This is a genomic window from Acidovorax sp. FG27 (assembly GCF_040365715.1).
Lineage (GTDB): Bacteria > Pseudomonadota > Gammaproteobacteria > Burkholderiales > Burkholderiaceae_C > Paracidovorax.
Window position 1 is genome coordinate 22989 of record NZ_BAABVY010000002.1, and the last position, 24848, is coordinate 47836.

Here is a 24848-nt window from a genome sequence, read left to right on the forward strand (position 1 = left end):
CGCGGTCAGGCTTTTTGGTCGAACGCTGCACTCCATGATCCGCTTCACCCCCTCGCCCATACTGCGCGGCGCGGGCAAGGCATCGGGTCCTTCGCATCACCACCCGTTTGCCCCGCGATGGGCTCAGGCGCCCACCGCGTTGCGGCCTCGATGCTTGGCCGAGTAAAGGGCCATGTCGGCGGCTTTCAGCAGCTCGGCGACGGTCTGGCCCGGCAGGCTGCACGCGCAGCCCAGGCTGAGGCTGGTGGACACTGCGGCGCCTTCGCACACGCATTGCAAGGTCTGTACGGACTGCCGGATCTTCTCGGCCACCACGACGGCTCCGCCCAAGGGCGTGCCAGGGAGGATCAGCAGAAACTCGTCGCCGCCCCACCGGACGACCGCGTCGATGTCGCGGCAGTGGGACTGCAGCAGTTGCGCCACCCGCACCAGCACCTGATCGCCGCACGGGTGGCCAGAGCGATCGTTGATGGGCTTGAAATGGTCCACGTCGCACATCACCACCGAAAAGGCCGCCCCACCCCGCTCGAACCGGGCGAGCTCCGTTTCCAGCAGGCGCTGCCCGGCCCGGCGGTTGAACGCGAGCGTCAGTTGGTCGGTGCGCGACAGGTAGTGGTTCTCGTCCGACAACGCCTTCAGTTCGTGGACATCCTTGAAGGTCACGATGTGCATGCCGGGAAGGCTGTCGCAACGCACCTGCGCCGTGATGAGGAACCAGCGCTGGCGGCCATCCTTTTGCTGGATGAGCGCACTCGCCTCCACCGTGCGGCGGCCCCGCTCGAGGCTGCTCTCCACCGCGCCGAACCACTCGGACCTGGTCGTCTCGCGCACCGACGGGTCGGGGTAGGCCAGATCGAACCAATGGTCGATGTCGGGGATTTCGTCGAGACCGTAGCCGATCTGCTCCAGGAACGCGGCATTCACGAAGCGCGGACGGTTGTCGCACTGGCGGTCGCCCACCTGCTCGGACACCAGCACCGGCATCGGAATCACATCCAGAAATTCGAAAACCAGCTCGTCGCGCATCTCCATCCTGCCCGCCCTTGCGTGCCGTCCCATGGAGCCTTCGCACGAATCATCCCATCCTTTGCCGACGACCCGCGGCGCCCACGCTCCAACCCGATCCGTGCGGAGGCCGTCCAGGGGCCTTGCGCATCGCGTATCCGCCATCCGTCTCCTGACCGGCCGTGACTGGCGCCGCGCCGTCACGCCCAGCGTAACCCACCGCCACTCAGCGCTGCAGCCAGCGCGTCGCGCCCTCGCCCGCCGCCTGCCCGCTCGCCCAGCAGGCCGTGAGCAGATAGCCCCCGGTGGGCGCCTCCCAATCCAGCATCTCGCCCGCGATGAACACGCCGGGCAAGGCGGGCAGCATCAGCTGCGCGTCGAGCGCCTCGAAAGGCACGCCGCCCGCGGTGCTGATGGCTTCGTCCAGCGGGCGGGTGGCCACCACGGTGATGGGCAGCGCCTTGATGGCGCGGGCCAGCGCCACCGGGTCGTTCACGCCTTCCTTGCCCAATTGCTCGTAAAGGATGGCGCTCTTGATGCCGTCCAACCCCAGCCGGCTCTTCAGGTGGCTGCCCAGGCTGCGCGATCCGCGCGGGTGGCGCACCTCCACCAGCACCCGCTCGGGCGTATGGTCGGGCAGCAGGTCGAGCGTGAAGGTGGCGTGCCCGTGCGCCTCGATCTCACCCCGCAGCAGGTGCGACGCGGCATAGATCAGGCTGCCCTCCACGCCGGTGGCGGTGGCGACGAATTCGCCGCGCCGCTCGAAGTGCCGGCCCTGGCTGTCGGTGAAGGCGATGGCGACGGACTTGAACGGCTGGCCGGCGAAGCGTTCGGTGAAGAACGGCGTCCAGCCGGTCGCCGGCTGCGGCTGGCGCCCCAGCAGTTCGCGGAAGAAGTCGCGCCGGGTTTCGCCCACCGGGCCACCGCCGGGCTCGGCCAGGCGCGGCACGTCGAAGCCGCAGTTGGCGGGCCGCAGCGGCGCGACCGGCACGCCACGCTCTTGCAGCAGCGCCACCCAGGCGCCATCGGAGCCGAGCCGCGCCCAGCTCGCCCCGCCCAGCGCCAGCACCACGGCACGGGCCTGTACCCGCACTTCGCCCGCGGGCGCGGCGAAGCGCAGGCCCGGGGCGGCCGGCGCCGGCGCGTCCCCGGCACCGGCCTCGCCCTCGGTCCAGCCCACCCAGCGATGCCGCATGTGGAACTGCACGCCCTGCCCGCGCAGCCGCTGCAACCAGGCGCGCAGTAGCGGCGCGGCCTTCATGTCGGTGGGGAAGACCCGGCCCGAGGTGCCGACGAAGGTGTCCACGCCCAGGCCGGCGGCCCACTCGCAGACCTGCTGGGGGCCGAAGTGGCGAAGCATCGGCGTGAGAGCGGCGGCCCGCTCGCCATAGCGGCCGACGAAAGGCTCGAAGGCTTCGGAATGCGTCAGGTTCAGCCCGCCCTTGCCGGCCAGCAAAAACTTGCGGCCCACCGAAGGCATGCCGTCGAACACGTGCACGGCCAGGCCCGCGCGGGCCAGGGCCTCGGCCGCCATCAGGCCGGCGGGGCCGCCGCCGACCACGGCGACGTCGCAGGCCAGGAGCGCGTCGGCGGGCGCCGGGGAAGCAAAGGAGAGATCGGAAGCGCTCATGGCCAAAGGTTTCTCAGAAGAAGGGAAAGACAAAACGGATCATTCACACACGAAGAAAGGCGTCGCCTGACAGAGCCCGTAATGACGGGCATGGTTCCACCCGGCGTCACGCCGGGCACAGCTGCCTCAGAACGTGTTTACGATCTCCCAGGGGTCGCGCAGCGGGGTGGGCGGGTGGGCTGCAAGGCGCGGTGCGCAGTGGATAGCTTGGGCTATCCACAAGCGCCGCAACGCCGCAGAGCGCCCGCCCACACCGCTGCCCTTCGGGTTGGAGCGAAATCGGGCCATGGCAACGAGTTTTGACGCCCCGGCTGCTTGCATGGGCACGAGCCCATGCGGCGCATCCGCAGCATCCATTCATCCCGATTGCGATCCAACGCGATCCCCTGCGAGATCGTAAACACGTTCTCAGAACAGCGACTGCTGCCCTCCTGGCATGCCCGGCGGCGGTGGCCTGGGCGAATCGTCACCCCCGGCCGCACCGCCGCCCGCCCGCGCAACGCCCGCGGGCCGCGTGGGCGGCCGGGCGGAGGCGACCACGGGGGCCGCCGCCGGGGCGGGTGGGCCATCCACCTCCACCAGCCGCCCGTCGCCCGTAAGGAACGCGGCGGACACGGGCTCGTCGCCCACCTGGGCCTGCACCGCCGTGCGGTAGAGGCGCAGTTGCGCCATCAGCTGGGGCTGGCGTTCGGGCTGCGTGGCGCTCTTGTAGTCGAGCACCCACCAGCGGGCCGGTGATTGTGCCGTGGCGCGGCGGCGCACCAGCCGGTCCAGCCGCAGGCTCTGGCCCTGGTGCACCAGGGGCGCTTCGTTCACCGCACGGTCGATCTGCGCCGGGTCCCAGCCCCAGGCGCCCTCGCCCGACAGGATGCGGCGGGCCATCGCGGCCGCCGCTTCCGCCGCCTCGGCCGTCAGATCGAAGTCGCGCACCAGCTGGCCGATGCGGGCCCGCTCCCAGCCGGCCGCCCGCAGCACGTCGAGCGGCTGCCCTCCCATGCCCGCCTGCTCCAGCAGCTGGTGCATGGCCTCGCCCTGGCGGCCGACCAGCGTCGAGGCCTCGGCCAGCGCGCGCTGGTGCGCCGCCAGCTCGGGCCGGGCGGAGACGGCGAGCGTGACCTGGGGCAGTTCGGCCAGCGTGATGCATTCCGCTGCGCCGTCGCCTGCGGCGTCCCCATCCGCAATGCCATCGTCCTGGGCCTGCAGGCGGGGCTGCGCCAGCGGCGCGGCGGGCAGGTCCACGTCGGCGAGCAGCGGCGCGAGCCGGTTCCACCAGCTGCCGGGCAGCGCGGTGGACGACTGCACGCAGGAGAGGGCCAGGCACTGCTTGGCGCGCGTCATGGCGACGTAGAGTGTGTTCAGCTCTTCGCGCTGGCGCTCGGCCAGCTCGGCCGCCAGCACGTCCTCGGCGCTGGGCGGCGGGCTCGATTCGCTCGCCATGAAGACGAAGCGGCGGGGCACGGCGTCCTGCCCCGGCCAGTCCACCAGCGCGCCCATGGTCTCGGCCTTCTGCGGGCGGGCGTCGGTGTCCAGCAGCAGCACGGTGTGCGCCTCCAGGCCCTTGGCGCCATGGATGGTGAGCAGCCGCACGGCCTGCGGGTCGGCCCGGCCCGGCGCCCGCATGCCCGGGCGCTTCATGGCCCGCACGAAGGCGTAGGGCGTGAGGTAGCGCCCGCCTTCCAGCTGCAGCGACGCGGCCTGCAGCGCCCGCAGGTTGGCCAGCACCGCCGCCCGCTGCGTGGGCGGCGCGGCAGCGGCGAACCGCGCCAGCACGTCGCCGTGCGCGTAGATGGCGTGCAGCGCGTCATGCGGCGGCAGGCTGTCCACCCAGCCGCGATATTGGGTCAAAACAGGCCCCAGCGCTTGCAGATCAAGCGGCAACAGCTCACTTTTTTGTAGCAAATCGAACCAGCTGCTGGCGGCGTGCTCGGGCTGGCGGCGCAGCAGGGCCAGCGCCACCAGCGCCTCGTCGGGCAGGCCGAAGAGCGGCGAGCGCAGCGCGCGGGCCAGGGACAGGTCGTGCCCGGGCGACACCAGCACGTCCAGCAGCGCCACGACGTCCTGCACCTCCGGGGCCTCGCCCAGGTCGGCCTTCTCAGGCTGCACGCAGGGCACGTGCAGATCGCGCAGCGCGTCCTGCAGCGCGGCCAGCCGGTCGCGCTTGCGGGCCAGCACCATGATCCCGCGGGGCGGCACGCCCGCCGCGATGCGCCCCGCCACCCAGCGGGCGGCCTGGGCGCATTCGCGCATGCGCAGGGTTTCCTCGGGTTCGTGCCGGGGCTGGGTCAGGCTGTCGCGCCAGGCCAGCGGGTCGGGCCCTGCTCCGCCTGCCGCATCGTCGGCGCCATGGTCAGGCGTGACCGGCGGCAGGCGCAGCAGCGTGCCGGGGTCGCGCGATTCGGTGGTGTGGTCGCGGAAGTTGGCATAGTCGCCCGCCGCCTGCGCGGCCTGCATGGTGGTGTTGACGGCGGCGATCACGCCCTGGGCGTTGCGCCGCGTGTGGTCGCAGCTCAGCAAATCGCCGCCCAGCCCTTCGCGCACGAAGGCCTGCGCCGCCAGAAAGACCTGCGGCTCCGCCCGGCGGAAGCGGTAGATGCTCTGCTTGGGGTCGCCCACGATGAACACGCTGGGCGCGTGCTGGCCGCCGCCCGATCCGGCATAGCCCGACAGCCAGGCATGCAGCGACTGCCACTGCAGCGGGTTGGTGTCCTGGAATTCATCGACCAGCAGATGCCGCACCCGGGTGTCGAGCCGCTCCTGCACCCAGCCGCTCAGCACGTCGTCGGACAGCATCACCAGCGCGGTGCGCTCCACGTCGTTCATGTCCACCCAGCCGCGCTCGCGCTTGAGCGCGCCGAAGGCCTCGATCAGGCGGCGGGTGAGCCGCGCCATGCGCTGCTGGTGCAGCCAGGCCTCGTGCTGGCGGCGGGCACGCAGCAGGCGCTGCAGCTCGGGCTCGGCCTCCTGCGCGGCAGAGAATTTCTCCAGGTTCCTGGCCAGGCGGTCTTCCTTGGCGACGAAGAAGGCGCGCCGCAGCCGGTCCAGCCGCTGGTCGAGGTCGGCACAGGCCCAGGCGTCGATGACCGCGTCGGCGGCCTTCTGCGGCGTCTTGTTCGCTTCGGCGCCCAGCGCCCGCGCCCAGCCCAGCCAGCGCGCTTGCACGGCCTCGCCTTCCAGCGCGTGCGCGGGCGTGTGCAGGTCGGCCAGGGTGGCATCCAGCGCGCCGAAGTGCGGCACCGAGGCGTCGACCACGCCGGCTTCGTCCGCCAGCGTGAATTCGACGCGCTTGGACAGCGCGCTGGCCAGCGCCTTGTGCGTCTGCGACCGGCCGTGGCAGGCCACGGCCGTCTCGTAGTCGGCCCGCAGGCCGGCGTCCTGCGCCACGGCCTGCAGGAAGGGGCGCCACACCTCGCGCACGGCCTGTGCGTCGTCTTCCAGCAGCTCGAAATGCGCCGGCAGCCCGCGGGCCTGCAGCACCGCGAGCGGCGCGGTGCCCAGCAGCGCGGCGAACCAGCTGTGGAAGGTACGGATCTGCACCGGCCGGCCGGCGTCCAGCATCTGCCGATACAGTTTTTGTAGCAGCTCGCGCTGGTCCAGAGCGCGTTCCGGGCTGATTCCGCGGGCGATCAGCTCGCCTTGCAGGCGCTCCAGAGGCGCATCGGCGAATTCCTGCAGCCATTCCTGCAGCCGCTGGCGCATCTCGCCGGCCGCCTTCTTGGTGAAGGTGATGGCCAGGATCTCGTGCGGCGCGCAGCCGTCCAACAAGGCCCGCAGCATGCGCGACACGAGCATCCAGGTCTTGCCCGCACCCGCGCAGGCCTCCACCGCCACGCTGCGCTGCGGGTCGCAGGCGATCGCGTAGAAGGCCTCACGCGACACGGGCCGGCCGTTGTGTTCATAAGCGGCTTGCATGCGCACCTCCGTCATGGGCGTTCATCACTGCGGCGATCGCCGAAGCGAGCGGCGATCAAGACCTGCGCGGTCCAGGCCAGCAGACGCCGCGCAACGGCCGCCCCGCCGCGCTGGCGTCTTCCCCCGGCCCGCGAAACGCAGCGTAGCGAGAGCGGTGGGAAGGCGCGCAGCGCCTCAGGGGGGTGTTCTTTCATCCCCAGAAGTCCTTGCGGCAAAGGCCGCGCGCAGCGCACCAGTCGCAAACCGCCCCCTCCCCCAGCGCCGGTAGCGGCGCACCTTCGGCGATGCGCTCGAAGTCGTGCAGGATGCCCTCCACCAGCCGGTCGCGCAGGTCCACCACGTCTTCTTGCTCGTGGGTGCGCGTCTCGCCCCGCTCGCCCACGTTGACGTAGGCGGCGCGCAGCGTGTCGTCGCCCAGCAGCGCGGCGTAGAAGGCCAGCTGCGTGTCTTCGGCGCCGGCATTCACGCGGCGCCGGGTGACGGTGTCGTTCTCGGTCTTGTAGTCGATGACCAGCGTGGTCGGCTCGCCGCCGCCCGCGGGGTGCACGGCATCGATGCGGTCGAGCTTGCCGACCAGCTGCAGGGGCCCGAGCGGCTGCGATGCCGCCACCTCGGCGCGGCGAAAGTGCGCGCCCTGCGCTTCATGGCCGGCCAACCAGTGCAGATAGCCGTCGCGCAGCGCGGGCCAGCCGGAGGCGAAGGGCAGGAAGTCGCCCGCATCGTCCAGCCGCTGGGCCTGGGTGGCGTGCTCGGCCGCCGCGTCCATCAGCGCGCGGCGTGCCTCGGGGCCGGCCGCCGGGTCGTGCTGCAGGGCCTCGTGAAAGTGCTGCAGCACGGCATGCAGCCAGTTGCCGAAGTCGCGCTTGTCCACCTCCGCGCCCAGCTCGTCCGATTCCTGCAGCTGCAGCTGGCGCAGCGCGAAGAAGCGGTAGGGGCAGTGGCGCAGGTCGGAATACGCGGTGGACGAGAGCTGCTGCACGGGCAGGCGCTCGCCCGTCGGCAGCGGCCGGGGCACGGGCGCCACGGGCACGGATCGGCTCTGGCGGCAGTCGCTGCCGGCGGCGGCGCGGCCATCCAGCTCCAGCGCCAGCACCAGCGGGCTGGCCAGCAGCGGCTCGCCGCCCTCGTCGCCCGTGCGCCAGAGGATGTCGACGAAGGGCGTGCGCAGCGCGCCTTCCCACGCGGCGCGCTGCGCGGCCTCGAGCGCGGATCGCAGCGGCAGGCCCAGGCCCTCGCGCTGCGCCTGCGTCCATTCGCCCGGCGGCTCCGGGGCGGCCTGCAGGCGCTTTTCGTCGCAGCCGGGCAGCACCAGGGCGCAGAAGGGCCGCGCCAGAAGTTGCGGCAGGGGCATCACGACGACCGGCGCCTGCGCCAGGTAGTCGGGGCGGTAGCGGCCCGCTTCCAGCACCTCGTTCACCCAGCGGGTGAAGTCGACCAGGCCCATGCGCCGGCCCGCGCCGGACAGCGCCTGCAGGTCGGCGTCCAGCCCTTCGTCCAGCCGCAGTTCGGCGATCACGCGGGCGCCGGCGGCATCGGTCTGCAGCCCGGCCCACAGGCCGCAGTCCTGCAGCAGGCGGCGCAGCGCGGCCAGCCAGGCGGGCAGCGTGCGCGCCGCCTGCATGGGCTCGCGCCACGCCTGGGCCTGGGCGACCAGCGCGGCGGCGCCCTCCAGGGCCGGGTCGCGCGCCGACTCGATGGCGCGGGCGGCGCTCCACTGGCGCGGGCCGGCACGGCGCAGCCATTTTTCGAGCGTGCGCAGCGCGGCGGGTGCGAGGGCCGGCGCCTGCTTGAGCCAGTCGAGCACCTGGTCGGCACCCGCATCCCAGGCGCAGGCGCGCAGCGCGGACATGACGTGCGCGGCCGACCGGGTGGTGGAGAGCGTCCAGCCGTTCTCGTCGTGCACGGCGACGCCCGCGCCGTCCAGCAGCGCGCTGATGCGGCGGGTGAGCGCCCGGTCGGTGGGCGCCAGCGCGACGGGCACGCGGCCGCTGTCCAGGTGGCGCAGCACGCAGGCGGCGGCGCGTTGCGCTTCGTCTTCCGCGTCGAGGGCCGGGTGCAGCATGGCGAGGCGGGGTGCGCCCGGCGGCGAGGCTGCGCCCGCCAGCGCGTCGGGCAGGCTGACGCACAGAGCCCTGTCGCCCCAGTGCGCCAGTAGCGACCGGGCCAGCGCATCGGGCTGGTAGCCCTCCAGCACCACCAGTGCCTCGGTGGCCTCCCGCACGGCGGGCGCGAAGAGCACGTCGCTCGCGTGCGGCGAGGCGAGCACCCATTCCAGCGCGACGCGGGCGGCGGCGGCCTCCAGCCGCAGTGCGGCGCTGCCCTCGCCGCCGGGCGGCAGCAGGGCGCGGGCGGGCAGCGCCCACGCGTCCCGTTCGGCGGGCGGCACGGCGGCCACCACGCCGCACAGTTGCGCGGCCATCTCCAGCAGCGGGGCGGCCAGCATGTCGCGCCACTCGGCCAGGCCCGCGCGTTCCAGCAGGTCGCGGGCGTTGACCGAATCGCGGGCCACGTCGCCGGTGAAGTCGCTGCCCTGCGGCTGCGGCGCGCCCAGCTGGCGCGACCAGTTGCGCGTGGTCTCGAAACGCGGGCAGAAACCGTCGGGGAAGTGGCTCGCCCATTGCCGCCGGCCCTCGGCCATCAGCTGGGCGTAGGGCACCAGCACCACGCAGGCCGAAAGGTGCGCGCTGCGGGCCGCCGCGTGGGCGCGCACCCGCTCCAGCAGCAGCGCCCAGGCGCGGTCCAAATCATGGTTTTTCGCTATGACAGTCATAGCGGGCGAGCCGCTTGCCGTCACGCGATGCAGGGAATCGGTTTCTGTCACAATGACCAGACTTTATACGTCCCCGCCCACCAATCTGCACAAACCAAGGAAATCCGCCATGGCAAGCGAACTCATCAAACACATCTCCGACGCCAGCTTTGAAACCGACGTGCTCAAGTCGGGCAATGCGGTGCTGGTGGACTACTGGGCCGAATGGTGCGGCCCTTGCAAGATGATCGCCCCCATCCTGGACGAGCTGGCCACCACCTATCAAGGCAAGCTGACCATCGCCAAGATGAACGTGGACGAGAACCGCGAGATCCCCGCCAAGTTCGGCATCCGCGGCATTCCCACGCTGATGCTGTTCAAGAACGGCGAGCTGGCCGCGCAGAAGGTCGGCGCGCTGAGCAAGGCGCAGCTGGCTGCCTTCATCGACCAGAACCTGGGCTGATCGGCCTATCGGCGGCGCCGGCCCGCGACGCGCGCGGCCGGCCCGCCGGGCGATACGCCTCCAGATCCCTCCGATCCCCCAGCCCGGCGGCACCCACCGCCCGCCCCCTGGCGACAGAGGCCGCCAGACGGCGATCCATGCTGGCCTCCCCGATTCTTTTCCTGTCATAATCTCCAGCGATCACCGGCCTGCACGCATAGGCTGCCGGTTCCAGATCCCAGGCTCGCCAGGCCCGCACGACGGCCCCCACGGCGCTCAAAGCCCCCTCCCCCTCTGCTCTGATTCACATCCACTCCGCCAAGGAGTCTCCCCATGCACTTAAACGAACTCAAGGCACTGCACGTGTCTGAAGTCCTCAAGCAGGCCGAAGAGCTTGAGATCGAAAACACCGGCCGCATGCGCAAGCAGGAATTGATGTTCGCCATCATCAAGAAGCGGGCGAAGGCGGGCGAGCAGGTGTTCGCCGACGGCGTGCTGGAGATCCTGCCCGACGGGTTCGGCTTTCTGCGCAGCCCCGACACCAGCTACACGGCGAGCACCGACGACATCTACATCTCGCCCAGCCAGGTGCGCCGCTTCAACCTGCATACCGGCGACATGATCGAAGGCGAAGTGCGCACGCCCAAGGACGGCGAGCGCTACTTCGCGCTGACCAAGCTCGACAAGGTCAACGACGGCCCGCCGGAGCAGAACAAGCACAAGGTGATGTTCGAGAACCTGACGCCGCTGTTCCCCAAGGAACAGATGAAGCTGGAACGCGACATCAAGGGCGAGGAGAACATCACCGGCCGCATCATCGACATCGTCTCGCCCATCGGCCGCGGCCAGCGGGCCCTGGTCGTCGCCCCTCCCAAGAGCGGCAAGACGGTGATGATGCAGCACATCGCCCACGCCATCACGGCCAACAACCCCGACGTACACCTGATGGTGCTGCTGGTGGACGAGCGCCCCGAGGAAGTGACCGAGATGCAGCGCTCGGTGAAGGGCGAGATCATCGCCTCGACCTTCGACGAGCCCGCCGCCCGCCACGTGCACGTGGCCGAAATGGTGATCGAGCGCGCCAAGCGCCTGGTCGAGCTGAAGAAGGACGTGGTGATCCTGCTCGATTCCATCACCCGCCTGGCCCGCGCCTACAACAACGTCGTGCCCTCTTCCGGCAAGGTGCTGTCGGGCGGCGTGGACGCCGCCGCGCTGCAGCGTCCCAAGCGCTTCTTCGGCGCGGCCCGCAAGGTCGAGGAAGGCGGCTCGCTGACCATCATCGCCACGGCGCTGGTCGACACGGGCAGCCGCATGGACGAAGTGATCTTCGAAGAGTTCAAGGGCACCGGCAACTGCGAAGTGCACCTGAGCCGCCGCCTCTACGAAAAGCGCGTGTTCCCAGCCATCGAGCTCAACAAGAGCGGCACGCGCCGCGAAGAGCTGCTGCTGCCGCCGGAGATCCTGCAAAAGACCCGTATCCTGCGCCAGTTCATGTACAACATGGACGAGATCGAGTCGATGGAGCTCATGATCAAGAACATGAAGGCCACCAAGACCAACGTGGACTTCTTCGACATGATGCGCCGGGGCGGTTGAGCGCCCACGCCATCCCGCTCCAAGAAACCCATCTTGCCGCCCGCCGTGCCATAATGGCGGGCTTTTTCTTGCGGAAAGTACGCCGGACTGGCCGGCGCGGCTCCCGCACTTGCATCAGAAGGAAGATCATGAAAGAAGGCATTCACCCCAACTACCGCGAAGTGTTGTTCTCGGACCTGTCCAACGGCTTCAAGTTCGTGACCCGTTCGTGCGTCAACACGAAGGAAACCGAAACCTTCGAAGGCAAGGAATACCCGCTGTTCAAGCTGGACACGTCCTCCGAATCGCACCCCTTCTACACCGGCACGCAAAAGTCGGTGGACAACATGGGTGGCCGCGTGGAGCGCTTCCGCAACCGTTTCGGCAAGACCACCACGGCAGCGAAGTAAGCCCTGGCCGGCAGCGGCGGCCTGTGCTGTGGCACCATGCCCGGCACCGCGCCCCTCCCTGGCCCAGAGAAGGCAGCCCGGTTCGCCGTGCTGCCTTTTTTCATGGCACAGGGCCGCCCAAACCGATGACGCCGGCACGCCGTGCCGGTGTTCCCCCTCCGCCTCGACCTGACCGCCGCGTGATCCGACCCACCCCCGCCATCGTGCCCCAAAGCGCCGTGCTGGCCCTGCCGCGCTGGGCGCTGCTGCTGCTGTGCCTAGCCTACGTGGTGCCCGGCTTCGTCGGCCGCGACCCGTGGAAGAGCGCGGACATCACCGCATTCGGCTACATGCGCGAGCTGGCGCTGGGCCACACCGCATGGACGGCGCCGCTGCTGGCGGGCCTGCCGCCCGACACCGAAGGCCTGCTGCCCTATTGGCTGGGCGCCTGGTCGATCCAGTGGACCTCCGGCTGGCTGGCGCCGGAAATGGCCGCGCGCCTGCCGTTCATGGCGCTGCTGGTGGTCACGCTGGCCGCCACCTGGTACAGCGTCTACCACCTGGCGCGCAGCCCGGGTGCGCAGCCGGTGGCGTTCGCCTTCGGCGGCGAGGCCAACCCGGCCGACTACGCCCGCGCCCTGGCCGACGCCGGCCTGCTGGCGCTGATCGCCTGCCTGGGGCTGGCGCAGCTGTCGCACGAAACCACGAGCTACGTGACGCAGCTGACCTGCACCGCACTGCTCTTCTATGCCACGGCCGCGCTGCCCGTGCGCACCACCGGCCCGCTGATCGCCGCCACGGCCGGCCTGGGCGGGCTGGTGCTGAGCGGCGCGCCGGCCATGGCCGCCCTGCTGGGCGCGGGCGGCGCGCTGCTGGTGGCCACCACGGCGGCCGAAACGCCCCGGCCGCGCCGGCCCTGGGCCGCTGCCTTGTTCGCGCTGACGCTGGCCTCGGCCTGGCTGGCGTGGCAGCTCGACCTGTGGCGCTGGCGCATCGTGAGCGCCGACGAGGCCAAGGAGTGGGACAGCCTCGCCCGCCTGCTGCTGTGGTTTTCGTGGCCGGCCTGGCCGCTCGCCATCTGGACGATGTGGCGCTGGCGCCGCCAGATCGGGAGCCACGAGCCCCACCGCCACCTGTTGCTGCCGCTCTGGTTCGTCGCCGTGTCGGTCGGCGCCACGGTGGCGACCCGCCCTGCCGACCGCGCCCTGATGCTCGCGCTGCCCGCCATGGCGGCCCTTGCCGCGTTCGCATTGCCGACCCTGCGGCGCAGCATCTCGGCGCTGATCGACTGGTTCACGCTGCTCTTTTTCAGCGCGTCGGCCATCGCCATCTGGGTGATCTGGCTGGCCGTGCAGACCGGCGTGCCCGCCAAGCCGGCGCGCAACATCGCCCGTCTGGCGCCCGAATTCGTCGCCTCGTTCTCGGCGGTGCAGTTCGGCACCGCGCTTGCGGCCACGCTGGCCTGGTGCGCCCTGGTGTGGTGGCGCGCGGCCCGCAACCGGGCCGCCCTCTGGAAGAGCCTGGTGCTGCCGGCCAGCGGCGCCACGCTGGGCTGGCTGCTGCTGATGACGCTCTGGCTGCCGCTGCTGGACCACGGCCGCAGCTACCGGCTGCAGATGCAGGCCGTGCGCGCCGCCATGGGCGACGCCGCGCCCGGCTGCGTGGCCACCTACGGCCTGGGCCGCTCGCAACTGGCGGCGCTGATCTACCACGGCGGGCTGGACCTGGCGAACGGCCAGCAGAGCGCCGGCTGCGACTGGCTGGTGGCCGACGCCGCCGCCAGCCCGCCCTATGCGTCGGTGCTGCCCGCGCGCGAGTGGTCGCAGGTCGCCAACATCATGCGGCCCACCGACCGGAACGACCGGGTGGTCGTGCTTCGCCGCACGCCGGCGGCTCAGCGCTGATGACCGAGCGCGGCACCGTGCTGCGCCACGCCGGCACGGTGCTGGCGGGCCAGTTGGCCGTGATGGCGTTCGGTGTCACCGACACCATCGTCGCGGGCCGCCATTCCGAGGCCGCGCTGGCGGCGCTGTCCATCGGCTCGGCGGTGTTCATCAGCGTCTATGTGTCGCTGATGGGCGTGCTGCAGGCCCTGCTGCCGGTATGGGCCGAGCAGCGCGGCGCAAGGGCCCAGGGCGCCATGGGGGCCAGCGTCCGGCAGTCGCTCTACGTGTGCTTGGCGCTCACCGCCCTGGGCATGGCGGTGCTGCTGGCGCCCGGTGCCCTGCTGCGCTGGACGCAGGTGCCCGAGGCGCTGCGCGGCGACGTGGAGCAGTACCTGCGCATCCTGGCCTTCGCGCTGCCGGCCGCGCTGCTCTTCCGCATCTACAGCACGCTCAACCAGTCGCTCGGCCACCCGCAGCTCGTCACCTGGCTGCAGGTGGGCTCGCTCGCGCTCAAGATTCCCCTCTCGGTCGGGCTGGCGTTCGGCAGCTTCGGCACCCCCGCGCTGGGGGCGGCCGGCTGCGCCTGGGCCACGCTGCTGGTCAACTACGGCCTGCTGGCCGTGGCGGCGTGGATGCTGCGCACCCGCACGATGTACGGCCCGCTCACGCTGTGGCGCCGGATGGAGCGGCCCGACTGGGAACAACTGGCGCGCTTCGTGCGGCTGGGCGTGCCGGCGGGGCTGTCGATCCTGGTGGAGGTCACGTCGTTCACGCTGGTGGCGCTGTTCGTCGCCCGCCAGGGCACCCTGGCCTCGGCGTCGCACCAGATCGCCTCCAACCTGGCCGCCGTGCTCTACATGGTGCCGCTGTCGCTCGCCATCGCCACCAGCGCGCGGGTGAGCTTCTGGCGCGGCGCGGGCGACGAAAGCCGCGCGCGGGCTCTCGCCTGGATGGGTTTCAGGCTATCAGCGTTGATCGGTGCTGGGCTTGCTGCTATTTTATTCATAGCAAACGAGCACATTGCCGCGCTCTACTCCCGCGACGCGCAGGTGGTGCTGGCGGCGGCCGGCCTGCTGCCCTGGGTGGCCGGCTACCATGCGGCCGACGCGCTGCAGACCGTCTGCATCTTCGTGCTGCGCAGCTACCGCGTGACGATCGCCCCGCTGGTGGTGTATTGCGTGCTGCTCTGGGGTGGCGGCCTGGCGGGCGGCTACCTGCTGGCCTACCACGGCGTCGGCAGCTGGGCCCCCCAGCCCTCGCCCGCGCCGTTCTGGGCCGCCAGCGCGGCGGCGCTGGCCGTCACGGCGGTCGTGTTCACCGCCATGCTGGCGCGGGTGCTGCGCCGCGCGGCGGCCCACCGCGCCGCTTGATCAGGCCGCCAGGCGGGGCGTGGTGTCGGCCCGCGTCTGCAGCGGCTGCGGTGGCTGCAACCGCTGGGTCGGAAAGGTGACCGAGAACACCGACCCCTGGCCCACCGTGCTGGTGATGTGCAGCGTGGCGCCGTGCCGCTGCACCACGTGCTTGACGATGGCCAGACCCAGGCCGGTGCCGCCGGTCTCGCGCGAGCGGCTGCGGTCCACGCGGTAGAAGCGCTCGGTCAGGCGGGGAATGTGCACCGCCTCGATGCCCGGCCCCGTGTCGCGCACCGAGAAGCGCGCCCGCCCGTCGTCCAGCCGCTCCCACGCCACATGGATGCGGCCGCCCAGGGGGGTGTAGCGCACCGCGTTGTTCACCAGGTTGGAGAGCGCGCTCTGCAGTTCGACCGCCGAGCCCGCCACTTGCCCCGCGGCGCGCAGCGCCTGCGCACCCGGGAACACGAACACGTGCTCGCGCTGCTGCGCCTGGCCCAGCACCGACGACAGCGCCCGCGCCTCGTCCTCGCAGCGGCGCAGCAGGGTCTCCACCGGCGTCCAGTCGTGCAGGCTGGGCAGCGGGCTGCCTTCCAGCCGCGACAGGGTGAGCAGGTCCTGCACCACGCTCTGCATGCGGGCGGCCTGCTGCGCCATCATGCCCAGGTAGCGCTCGCGCTCCTCGTCCGCCAGGCGCAGCGTCTGCAGGGTTTCGACGAAGCCCATCAGCACGGTGAGCGGCGTGCGGATCTCGTGCGACACATTGGCCACGAAGTCGCGCCGCATGGCCTCGGCCTGCTCCAGCGCGGTGACGTCGCGCGACAGCAGCAGCCGGCGCCCGTCGCCATAGGGATGCACCTGCACCGAGATGCGCACCGGCCGCGAGGCGGTGCTCTCGCGGCCCTGCAGCACCACGCTCTGGGCAAAGTCCTGCCCGCTGAAGTAGGCGGTGAAGTCGGGGTCGCGCACTAGGTTGCCGATGGTCTGCATCAGGTCGCGCTCGGCGTCGAAGCCCAGGTGCGTGGCCGCCGTCTGGTTGCACCACTCGATGTGGCCCTGCGCATCGAGCAGCACCACGCCGTTGGGCGAAGCCTGCAACGCCTCCAGAATCTCCGCGATGCGGCGCTCGGCGCCCTCGATTTGCTGGTCGCGCTGGCGCAGCAGGCGGCGGGCCCGGTCGGCCACCTCGCCCCAGCTGCCGCGCAGCCGCGGGGCGCGGGCGATGTCGCCCTCGCGCAGCCAGGCCAGCACGCGCGCGCTGCGCCACCAGTCCCAAACGAACCACGCCCACGACGCGGCCACCGCCCCGAAGACTGCGGCCCACGGACCGCCCCGCCACCAGCCCAGCGCGGCGCCCGCCGCCTGGAACATCAGGAAATAGAAGATTCGCGAAAGCATGGAGGTGCGGGCACGGACGACAAGGCAGCAGGAGAATCGACAGCGGCGATACCGACGCTGGCAAGCGTATCAGGACGTGGGAACGCGCGGTGCACACGCCCGGCGCGGCGAAGCGCTCACGCCTGCGTTCAGGCCTGAATCAGGCGCTGCGGCTGCGCCGTCAGCCGGTAGCCCGCGCCGCGCACGGTCTCGACCATCACGCCGGCCGCGCCCAATGCTTCGCGCAGGCGCTTGACGTGCACGTCCACCGTGCGCTCCTCGATGAAGACGTGGTCGCCCCACACCTTGTCGAGCAGTTGCGCCCGGCTGTGCACGCGCTCGGAGTGGGTCATGAGGTAGTGCAGCAGCTTGAACTCGGTCGGGCCGACCTTGATCTGCTGGCCCTGGTAGCTCACGCGGTAGGTGGCGGCATCCAGCATCAGCTCGCCGATGGTGACGCTCTCGCCGGCCTGCTCGGGCGCGCGGCGGCGCAGCACGGCGCGGATGCGGGCCAGCAGTTCCTGCGTGGAAAAGGGCTTGGTGATGTAGTCGTCGGCGCCGGCATCGAGGCCCGCCACCTTGTCGGGCTCGTCGCCGCGGGCCGTGAGCATCAGGATCGGGATGGGCTTGGTGCGGCTGTCGGCGCGCCACTTGCGGGCCAGTTGCAGGCCGCTTTGGCCGGGCAGCATCCAGTCCAGCAGGATGACGTCCGGCAGTACGGCGTCGAGCTCGCGCTGCGCCGATTCGCCGTCTTCCGCCCAGATCGGCGCGAAGCCGTTGTGGCGCAGGTTGACGGCGATCAGCTCGGCAATGGCCGACTCGTCCTCGACGATCAGCACGCGGGGTAGTTTCTTCATGCGATGCACCTGCCTTTCACAGCAAGGCCGATTCGATCTCGTCCATGGTGGTGTGCCGCACATCCTTGCCCTTGACGAGATAGATGATCAGCTCGGCCACGTTCTTCGAATGATCGCCGATCCGCTCGATCGCCTTGGCCAGGAACAGCAGGTCCAGGCTGGCCGAGATGGTGCGGGGGTCTTCCATCATGTAGGTGATGAGCTTGCGCACGAAGCCGTCGAACTCCTGGTCGATCAGGTCGTCTTCCTTCAGGATGGCGACCGCCGCCTTGGTGTCCAGGCGCGCGAACGCATCGAGCGCCTTGCGCAGCAGGCCCGAGGCCAGGTCGGCCGCGACGCGCAGGTCCGACGAGGGCAGCGAGCGGGCCGCGCCGCTTTCGATGATGGACTTGACCATGCGCGCCATCTTGGTGGCTTCGTCGCCCATGCGCTCCAGGTTGGCCGTGGCCTTGGAGAACGCGATCAGGAGGCGCAGGTCGCGCGCCGTGGGCTGGCGGCGGGCGATGATGGACGAGAGCTCGTGGTCGATCTCGACTTCCATCATGTTCACGCGCAGCTCGATCGATTCGACCTGCGAGGCCGCCTCGACGCTGAATTGCGACAGCGCATAGACTGCCTGGCGGATCTGCGATTCGACGAGGCCGCCGAGCTCCATCACGCGGGCGGAGATGTTGTTGAGTTCACTGTCGAACTGGGACGAGAGATGTTTTTCTGTCATGGCGTTGCCTCCTGCCGGCGTCGGCGCGCCAGCGTGTGGATGGGAGCGAGAGAGCGGTGCGCGGTCCGGGCCGGACGCATCAGCCGAATCGGCCGGTGATGTAGTCCTCGGTCTCCTTGCGCTGGGGCTTGAAGAACATCTGCTCGGTCTCGCCGAATTCGACCAGGTCGCCCAGGTACATGTAGGCGGTGTAGTCGCTGCAGCGGGCGGCCTGCTGCATGTTGTGGGTCACGATGACCACGGTGTAGTCGTTCTTCAGCTCGGCGATCAATTCCTCCACCTTGGCGGTGGAGATCGGGTCCAGCGCCGAGCAGGGCTCGTCCAGCAGCAGCACTTCGGGCTTGATGGCGATGCCGCGGGCGATGCACAGCCGCTGCTGCTGGCCGCCGGACAGGCCCGAGCCGCTCTGGTTCAGCTTGTCCTTGACCTCGTTCCAGAGCGCCGCCTTGCGCAGCGCCCATTCCACGCGGTCGTCCATGTCGGTGGCGTTCAGGCTCTCGAAAAGTTTCACGCCGAAGGCGATGTTGTCGTAGATCGACATGGGGAACGGCGTGGGCTTCTGGAACACCATGCCGACCTTGGCGCGGATCAGCGCCACGTCCTGCTTGCTGGTCAGCAGGTTCTCGCCGTCCAGCACGATCTGGCCTTCGGCGCGCTGCTCGGGATAGAGCTCGAACATGCGGTTGAAGGTGCGCAGCAGCGTCGACTTGCCGCAGCCCGAGGGGCCGATGAAGGCCGTGACCTTGTTCTCGGGAATGTCGAGGTTGATGCCCTTGAGGGCGTGGAACTTGCCGTAGTAGAAGTTCAGGTCGCGCACCGTGATCTTGGAGGCGGCGGGCGCGGCGTTCTTGGTGAGAGGCATGTCGGGTTACCTGAAAGAGGTCGATGGGATGGCGACGGTCACTTCTGCCGCGTCAGAACGCGCGCCAGGATGTTCAGACCGAGCACCGCCACGGTGATGAGGAACACGCCGGCCCAGGCCAGCTGCTGCCAGTTTTCGTAAGGGCTCATGGCGAACTTGAAGATCGTGACCGGCAGGCTGGCCATGGGCTTGGAGAGATCGGCGTTCCAGAACTGGTTGTTCAGCGCGGTGAAGAGCAGCGGCGCGGTTTCGCCCGCGATGCGGGCCACGGCCAGCAGCACGCCGGTGATGACACCGGCGCGGGCCGCGCGCAGCGTGACCATCACGATCACCTTCCACTTGGGCGTGCCCAGGGCGTAGGCCGCCTCGCGCAGGCTGGCCGGCACCAGCACCAGCATGTTCTCGGTGGTGCGGATGACCACGGGAATCACGATCAGCGCCAAGGCGATCACGCCGGCGTAGCCGGAGAAGCTCTTGAACCGGGCCACCACCACGGTGTAGACGAAGAGCCCGATCACGATGCTGGGCGCCGACAGCAGGATGTCGTTGACGAAGCGGGTGGTGGATGCGAGCCAGCCGCGCGTGTCGTACTCGGCTAGGTACACGCCCGCCATGATGCCGATGGGCGTGCCCACGAAGGTCGCCAGCAGCACCATCACCGCCGAGCCGAAGATGGCGTTGGAAATGCCGCCGGCCTCGTTGGGCGGCGGCGTCATGTCGGTGAACAGCGCGATGCTGAGGCCGCCGACGCCCAGGCGCACGGTCTCCCACAGGATCCAGACCAGCCAGAAGACGCCGAAGGCCATGGCCAGCAGCGAGAGGGTGAGCGCGATCTGGTTGACGCGCTTGCGCCGGTCGTAGCGTGCCTGGCGCACCTTGGCCAGTTCAGCCGCCGAAATGAGCCGTTGCGAGGTGGAGGCGGGGGTGGAGGGGATCGTCGTGTTCATGAGCGGGTTCCTTCGTTCTTCTTGAGCCGCGACAGCAGCACCTTGGACAGGGCCAGCACCACGAAGGTGATGAAGAACAGCACCAGGCCCAGGTAGATCAGCGATGCCTGGTGCAGGCCTTCGCCGGCTTCCGCGAACTCGTTGGCCAGCGCCGAGGTGATGCTGTTGGCCGCTTCGAAGATCGAGAGCGAGTTGAGCTGGTTCATGTTGCCGATCACGAAGGTGACGGCCATGGTTTCACCCAGCGCGCGGCCCAGGCCGAGCATCACGCCGCCCAGCACGCCGGTCTTGGTGTAGGGCAGCACGACCTTCCAGACGACCTCCCAGGTGGTGGAGCCCAGGCCGTAGGCCGATTCCTTCAGCAGCGCGGGCGTCACCTCGAACACGTCGCGCATCACGGCGGCGATGAACGGAATGATCATGATGGCCAGGATGATGCCGGCCGCCAGGATGCCGATGCCCACCGGCGGGCCGGACACGAACGCGCCCAGGAAGGGCACGCCGGAAAAGAGCGATTGCAGCGGCTGCTGCACGTAGGTGGCGAGGATGGGGCCGAACACCATGAGGCCCCACATGCCGTAAACGATGGAGGGCACCGCCGCCAGCAGCTCGATGGCCGTGCCCAGCGGGCGCTTGAGCCAGGCGGGCGACAGCTCGGTCAGGAAGAGCGCGATGCCGAAGCTGACCGGCACGGCGATCACCAGCGCGATGATCGAGGTGGCGATGGTGCCGTAGATCATCACCAGGCCGCCGTACTCGTCCTGCACCGGGTCCCAGACGCTGCTGCCCAGGAAGGTGAGGCCGTACTTCTCTATCGAGGGCCAGGCCCCGACGACGAGCGATGCCAGGATGCCCAGCAGGAGCGCCAGCGTCAGCAGCGCCGCGCCGCGCGCCAGCACCCCGAAGATGCGGTCGGCCAGCACGCCGGAGATGAGGGGCGAGCGAGAGGGAGGATTGGTTCGGGGAACGCTCGACGCGCCCTCGCGGGCGCTCGTGCTGCGAACCGGCAACGTAGTGGACACGTCTTTGGCCTTGTGATGTGGAGGGCGAACAGAGGCCCGCCGGAGGCGGGCCCGTGCAGCATTACTTCAGCGAGATCGCCTTGCCGGAAGTGTCCTTGATCTCGCCCCAGGACTTCATGATCACGGTCTTCACGCTGTCGGGCATGGGCACGTAGTCCAGATCGGCGGCGGTCTTGTCGCCGGACTGGTAGGCCCACTCGAAGAACTTCAGCGAGGTGGCGGCCTGGGCGGGCTTGTCCTGGCTCTTCTGCATCAGGATGAAGGTGGCGCCGGTGATGGGCCACGCGGCCTTGCCGGGCTGGTTCGTCAGGATCTGGTAGAAGCTCTTGGACCAGTCGGCGCCGCCGGCAGCCGCCTTGAAGGCGTCGTCGTCGGGCGAGACGTAGGCGCCGTCGGCGTTCTGCAGCTGAACATAGGTCATCTTGTTCTGCTTGACGTAGGCGTACTCGACATAGCCGATGGAGTTGGGCAGGCGGCCCACGAAGGCGGCCACGCCCTCGTTGCCCTTGCCGCCCGCGCCGGTGGGCCAGTTCACGGCCGTGCCTTCGCCGACCTTGGACTTCCACTCGGCGTTCACCTTGCTCAGGTAGTTGGTGAAGATGAAGCTGGTGCCCGAGCCGTCGGCGCGGCGTACCGGGGCGATGGCGGCGTCGGGCAGGTTCACGCCGGCGTTCAGCGCGGCGATGGCGGGGTCGTTCCACTTGGTGATCTTGCCCAGGTAGATGTCGCCCAGCACCTGGCCGCTCAGCTTCAGCTGGCCGGGAGTGATGCCCTTGATGTTGACGACCGGCACCACGCCGCCGATCACGGTGGGGAACTGCACCAGGCCCTTCTTGGCCAGCTCGTCGTCCTTCAGCGGCGCGTCGGAGGCGCCGAAGTCCACGGTCTTGGCCTCGATCTGGCGCAGTCCGGCACCGGAGCCGACGGACTGGTAGTTGATCTTCACGCCCGTCGCCTTGTTGTAGTCGGCAGCCCATTTGGAGTAGAGCGGCGCCGGGAAGCTGGCACCGGCACCGGTGGCCTCCTGCTGGGCCCAGGCGCTGGAGAAAGCACCGGCAGCCACGACGGCAGACACCAGGACACGGATTGCGGACAGTTTCATGGAGAGACCTCTTGGGTTGGAACAATCGATGGCGTGACTCTAGGTGCGCTTTGTGACACCGACATGACAAAAAAGCACCCCTGTCACGCAGTGCGCAAGAGGGGTTTGTGACACGAAACCGTCACGGGGCTGTCGCACGCCCTGCGTAATCTGCGCGGGCCGGCATGGGCCGGCGCCCCACCTTTCTTTTCGGGAGACACCATGTTCCGCCGCCAAGCCCTGCATTCCGCCCTCGCCCTCGCCGCCCTGCTCACGCTCGGCGCCTGCGCGACCCAGCCCACGGCACCCGCCAGCCTGGGCGACGTCGTCGCCGGCACGCCCTCGCTGACCACCTTCCACAAGCTGGCCATCGAGGCCGGCCTGGACGGGCTGCTGCGCGGCAAGGAGCCGCACACGGTGTTCGCTCCGTCCGACGCCGCCTTCGCGGCCGTGCCGGCCAAGACGCTGCAGGCCCTGCAGGCCGACAAGGTGCAGCTCAAACAGGTGCTGAGCTACCACATCGTGGCCGGCTCGCTGGCCAGCGCCGACGTGAAGCCCGGCAATGCGAAGACGCTGCAGGGAGGCTCGGTGGCGCTCGCCCGGGCCGGCGGCTTCGTGACCGTCGAGGACGCCCTCGTCGAGCAGGCCGATCTGCGCGCGCCCAACGGCGTTGTGCACGTGATCGACCGCGTGCTGATGCCGCCCCGCGCCAAGTGATCAGCCGCCCATCGCATCCCTTCGCATGAGCAAGGTGCGCCCGGCCCGACCGTCCGCCCGCGCACCCGCGCGCCGGCCGGCCGGCGGCGTGGAGCGGGCCGCACCGCTGGTGCTATGCTGGACCGACAGAAGAACCCGCGCCCAGCGCACACCCATGCAAGACGGAACACTGCTCGCCGCTGTGGATTTGGGATCCAACAGCTTTCGCCTCGAAATCGGCCGCGTCGAACACGGCCATATCCAGCGGATCGAATACCTGAAGGAAACGGTGCGCCAGGGCAGCGGCCTGGACGAAGACCGCAACCTGACGCCGGCTGCCATGCAGCGCGGCTGGGACTGCCTGGCCCGCTTCGCCGAGCGGCTGGCCGGCTTCGCGCCCGGGCAGGTGCGCGTGGTGGCCACCCAGACCCTGCGCGAGGCGAAGAACCGCGACGTGTTCATCCAGCGCGGCAACGAGATCCTGGGCCACCCGATCGACGTGGTGTCGGGCCCCGAAGAGGCGCGGCTGATCTACCAGGGCGTGGCGCACCTCCTGCCCCAGTCGGACGAACGGCGGCTGGTGGTGGACATCGGCGGGCGCTCCACCGAGATGATCCTGGGCCAGCAGTTCACGCCCACGGCGGTGGCCTCGTTCCGGGTCGGAAGCGTGGCCTGGTCCACCCGCTACTTCCCGGAAGGGCAGTTCACCCAGCAGGCCTTCATGCTGGCCGAGATCGCCGCCAAGGCGGTGCTGGACGAGGCGCTGGCCACCTACCGGCGCGACGCCTGGGACGTGGCCTATGGCTCCTCGGGCACGGCGGGCGCGGTGGGGGAGATCCTGTCTTCCGCCGCCGGCGGCACGCCCGGGCTCATCACCCGCGAGGGCCTGGACTGGCTGCTCGCGCAGATGCTGCAGGCCCGCAGCGCCGACCGGGTGCGGCTGGAAGGGCTCAAGGAAGACCGCCGCGCCGTGATCGGCGGTGGCATCAGCGTGCTGCGCGCGGTGTTTGATCTGCTGCGCATCGACCAGATGCACGTGGCGCAGGGCGCCCTGCGGCAGGGCGCGCTCTACGACCTGCTGGACCGCGAACGGCCCGCCACCGACCTGCGTTCCGCCACGGTGCGCGGCCTGATGCAGCGCTTCGCGGTGGACGTGCCGCATGCAGAGCGCGTGGCCCGCGTCGCCTGCGCGCTGTTCACGGCGGCGGCGCCGGCCGGCTCCGAACCCGCCGCCCGCAAGCTGGAGTGGGCGGCCCTGCTGCACGAAGTGGGCAGCCGCATATCGCACAGCGACTACCACCGCCATGGCGCCTACATCCTCGAGCACACCGACGCCGCCGGCTTCTCGCTGCCCGAGCTGCATCGCCTGGGCCTGCTGGTGATGGGCCACCGCGGCAAGGTGCGCAAGCTCGAGGCGGGCATCGACGACCCGGTGCTGGCGCTGCAGCTGATGTGCCTGCGCGTGGCGGTGGCGCTGTGCCATGCGCGCCGCGATCCCGACGTGGAGGGCATCGCCCTCCAGCTGGACGGCCACCGCTGCACCGTGCGCGCGCGGCCGGGCTGGGCCGCCACCTACCCGCAATCCGCGCACCTGCTGCGCGACGAAACCATTGCCTGGCAGAAGACGCCCTGGGAGTTCGTGGCCGAGCTGCCGTGACCGGTCTCTGCGTGGCCGCCCGCCAAGGGGTCGCCGCGCAGCCGCTTCGGCCCGACATCGTGCAGGAATCTTGGAACCCGGATGCAAACGATATAAACTGTTTATATCGTTTCATCTGGAGTTCCGAATGTCCGCCACCCGCACTTCCGCCGCCGATTCCACAGTTGCCACCCCACCCGTCGCCGAGCCCGCGCCAGCCGCCCCGGCGGCAGCCCCTTCCGTGAAACCCACAAAGGCCGCCAAGACCACCAAGGCCGCTGCCACGGCACTGCAGGGCGCCAAGCCCGCCCCTGCCAAGAAGGCCGCGGCGGCGAAGCATGCCAAGCCCAAGCCCGCGGCGGCCGCCCCGGCCGCGCGCAAGGCATCGGCCGCAGAAGACAAGGCCGCGAAAGCCAAGAAGCCCAAGCTGGTGCGCGACAGCTTCACCATCCCGAAGGACGAGTACGCCGTCATCGAAGCGCTCAAGCAGCGCTCCGGCCAGTGGGCCCCCACCGCCAAGAAGAGCGAATTGCTGCGCGCCGGCCTGAAGCTGCTGGCCAGCCTGCCCGACGATGCGCTGATGAAGGCGCTGCAGGCCGTGCCGTCCATCAAGACCGGCCGTCCGAAGGCCGAGCCGGCACCCGCCGCCGCGCCGGCTGCCCCGGCCAAGCGCGCCAGGGCCGCACGCAAGTAAGCCGCGCGGCGGCCGCCACCGCCC

At 70.3% G+C, this 24848-nt stretch carries 19 protein-coding genes; 8 read left to right on the top strand and 11 right to left on the bottom strand.

Annotation, left to right across the window (positions count from 1 at the left end; translation table 11 throughout):
• Positions 1–123: 123 nt before the first annotated feature.
• The 4 genes from ABWV53_RS00665 to ABWV53_RS00680 form a co-directional block, all read right to left on the bottom strand.
• The gene (locus ABWV53_RS00665; RefSeq protein ID WP_353361896.1) at positions 124–1059 is read right to left on the bottom strand and encodes a GGDEF domain-containing protein; all 936 of its coding nucleotides are present in this window, start codon (positions 1057–1059) and stop codon (positions 124–126) included.
• 172 nt (positions 1060–1231) lie between these two features.
• Positions 1232–2635 (bottom strand): TIGR03862 family flavoprotein, encoded by a 1404-nt coding sequence (locus tag ABWV53_RS00670; protein ID WP_353361898.1) that lies wholly within the window; start codon positions 2633–2635, stop codon positions 1232–1234.
• Between the two features lie 408 nt (positions 2636–3043).
• Positions 3044–6559 (bottom strand): UvrD-helicase domain-containing protein, encoded by a 3516-nt coding sequence (locus ABWV53_RS00675; RefSeq protein ID WP_353361900.1) that lies wholly within the window; start codon positions 6557–6559, stop codon positions 3044–3046.
• Positions 6560–6734: 175 nt separating this feature from the next.
• Positions 6735–9314, bottom strand: a complete 2580-nt coding sequence (locus ABWV53_RS00680; protein WP_353361902.1) for a PD-(D/E)XK nuclease family protein — start codon at positions 9312–9314, stop codon at positions 6735–6737.
• Positions 9315–9423: 109 nt separating this feature from the next.
• On the opposite strand from ABWV53_RS00680, the gene trxA reads away from it, so the two are divergent.
• The 5 genes from trxA to ABWV53_RS00705 all read left to right on the top strand — a co-directional run bounded on the left by trxA (position 9424) and on the right by ABWV53_RS00705 (position 14955).
• Positions 9424–9756, top strand: coding sequence for a thioredoxin TrxA (gene trxA / locus ABWV53_RS00685; RefSeq protein WP_353361904.1), 333 nt, complete (start codon positions 9424–9426; stop codon positions 9754–9756).
• Between the two features lie 312 nt (positions 9757–10068).
• On the top strand, positions 10069–11331 hold the full coding sequence (gene rho / locus ABWV53_RS00690; RefSeq protein ID WP_056663434.1) for a transcription termination factor Rho: 1263 nt from the start codon (positions 10069–10071) through the stop codon (positions 11329–11331).
• Positions 11332–11459: 128 nt separating this feature from the next.
• The gene (locus tag ABWV53_RS00695; protein ID WP_056663431.1) at positions 11460–11720 is read left to right on the top strand and encodes a type B 50S ribosomal protein L31; all 261 of its coding nucleotides are present in this window, start codon (positions 11460–11462) and stop codon (positions 11718–11720) included.
• Between the two features lie 179 nt (positions 11721–11899).
• On the top strand, positions 11900–13603 hold the full coding sequence (locus ABWV53_RS00700) for a hypothetical protein (protein WP_353361907.1): 1704 nt from the start codon (positions 11900–11902) through the stop codon (positions 13601–13603).
• The gene (locus ABWV53_RS00705) at positions 13603–14955 is read left to right on the top strand and encodes an MATE family efflux transporter (RefSeq protein WP_353361909.1); all 1353 of its coding nucleotides are present in this window, start codon (positions 13603–13605) and stop codon (positions 14953–14955) included. Before ABWV53_RS00700 ends, ABWV53_RS00705 begins: the two co-directional genes overlap by 1 nt.
• On the opposite strand, the gene phoR is transcribed toward ABWV53_RS00705, so the two are convergent.
• The 7 genes from phoR to pstS form a co-directional block, all read right to left on the bottom strand.
• Complete coding sequence (phoR, locus tag ABWV53_RS00710) at positions 14956–16332, bottom strand: phosphate regulon sensor histidine kinase PhoR (protein ID WP_353361911.1); 1377 nt, start codon at positions 16330–16332, stop codon at positions 14956–14958.
• Positions 16333–16460: 128 nt separating this feature from the next.
• A complete protein-coding gene (gene phoB, locus ABWV53_RS00715) occupies positions 16461–17168 on the bottom strand; it encodes a phosphate regulon transcriptional regulator PhoB (protein ID WP_353361913.1) in 708 nt (235 codons plus the stop codon).
• Between the two features lie 16 nt (positions 17169–17184).
• Positions 17185–17886 carry a phosphate signaling complex protein PhoU gene (gene phoU, locus ABWV53_RS00720; protein WP_056663411.1) on the bottom strand — a complete coding sequence of 234 codons (702 nt, stop codon included), beginning with the start codon at positions 17884–17886 and terminating at the stop codon, positions 17185–17187.
• A gap of 79 nt (positions 17887–17965) precedes the next feature.
• Complete coding sequence (pstB, locus tag ABWV53_RS00725) at positions 17966–18748, bottom strand: phosphate ABC transporter ATP-binding protein PstB (RefSeq protein ID WP_353361916.1); 783 nt, start codon at positions 18746–18748, stop codon at positions 17966–17968.
• A 38-nt stretch (positions 18749–18786) separates the two neighbouring features.
• A complete protein-coding gene (gene pstA / locus ABWV53_RS00730) occupies positions 18787–19695 on the bottom strand; it encodes a phosphate ABC transporter permease PstA (protein WP_353361918.1) in 909 nt (302 codons plus the stop codon).
• The gene (pstC, locus tag ABWV53_RS00735; protein WP_353362705.1) at positions 19692–20615 is read right to left on the bottom strand and encodes a phosphate ABC transporter permease PstC; all 924 of its coding nucleotides are present in this window, start codon (positions 20613–20615) and stop codon (positions 19692–19694) included. The genes pstA and pstC overlap by 4 nt, the downstream gene beginning before the upstream one ends.
• A 163-nt stretch (positions 20616–20778) precedes the next feature.
• Positions 20779–21819 carry a phosphate ABC transporter substrate-binding protein PstS gene (gene pstS, locus ABWV53_RS00740; RefSeq protein WP_353361920.1) on the bottom strand — a complete coding sequence of 347 codons (1041 nt, stop codon included), beginning with the start codon at positions 21817–21819 and terminating at the stop codon, positions 20779–20781.
• Positions 21820–22020: 201 nt separating this feature from the next.
• Here pstS and ABWV53_RS00745 point away from each other — a divergent pair, with 201 nt between their 5' ends.
• The 3 genes from ABWV53_RS00745 (at position 22021) to ABWV53_RS00755 (ending at position 24824) form a co-directional block, all read left to right on the top strand.
• Positions 22021–22515, top strand: coding sequence for a fasciclin domain-containing protein (locus ABWV53_RS00745; protein WP_353361922.1), 495 nt, complete (start codon positions 22021–22023; stop codon positions 22513–22515).
• Positions 22516–22669: 154 nt separating this feature from the next.
• Positions 22670–24151, top strand: coding sequence for a Ppx/GppA phosphatase family protein (locus tag ABWV53_RS00750; protein WP_353361924.1), 1482 nt, complete (start codon positions 22670–22672; stop codon positions 24149–24151).
• A 127-nt stretch (positions 24152–24278) separates the two neighbouring features.
• Positions 24279–24824 (top strand): hypothetical protein, encoded by a 546-nt coding sequence (locus ABWV53_RS00755; protein ID WP_353361926.1) that lies wholly within the window; start codon positions 24279–24281, stop codon positions 24822–24824.
• The last annotated feature ends 24 nt before the right edge of the window (positions 24825–24848 follow it).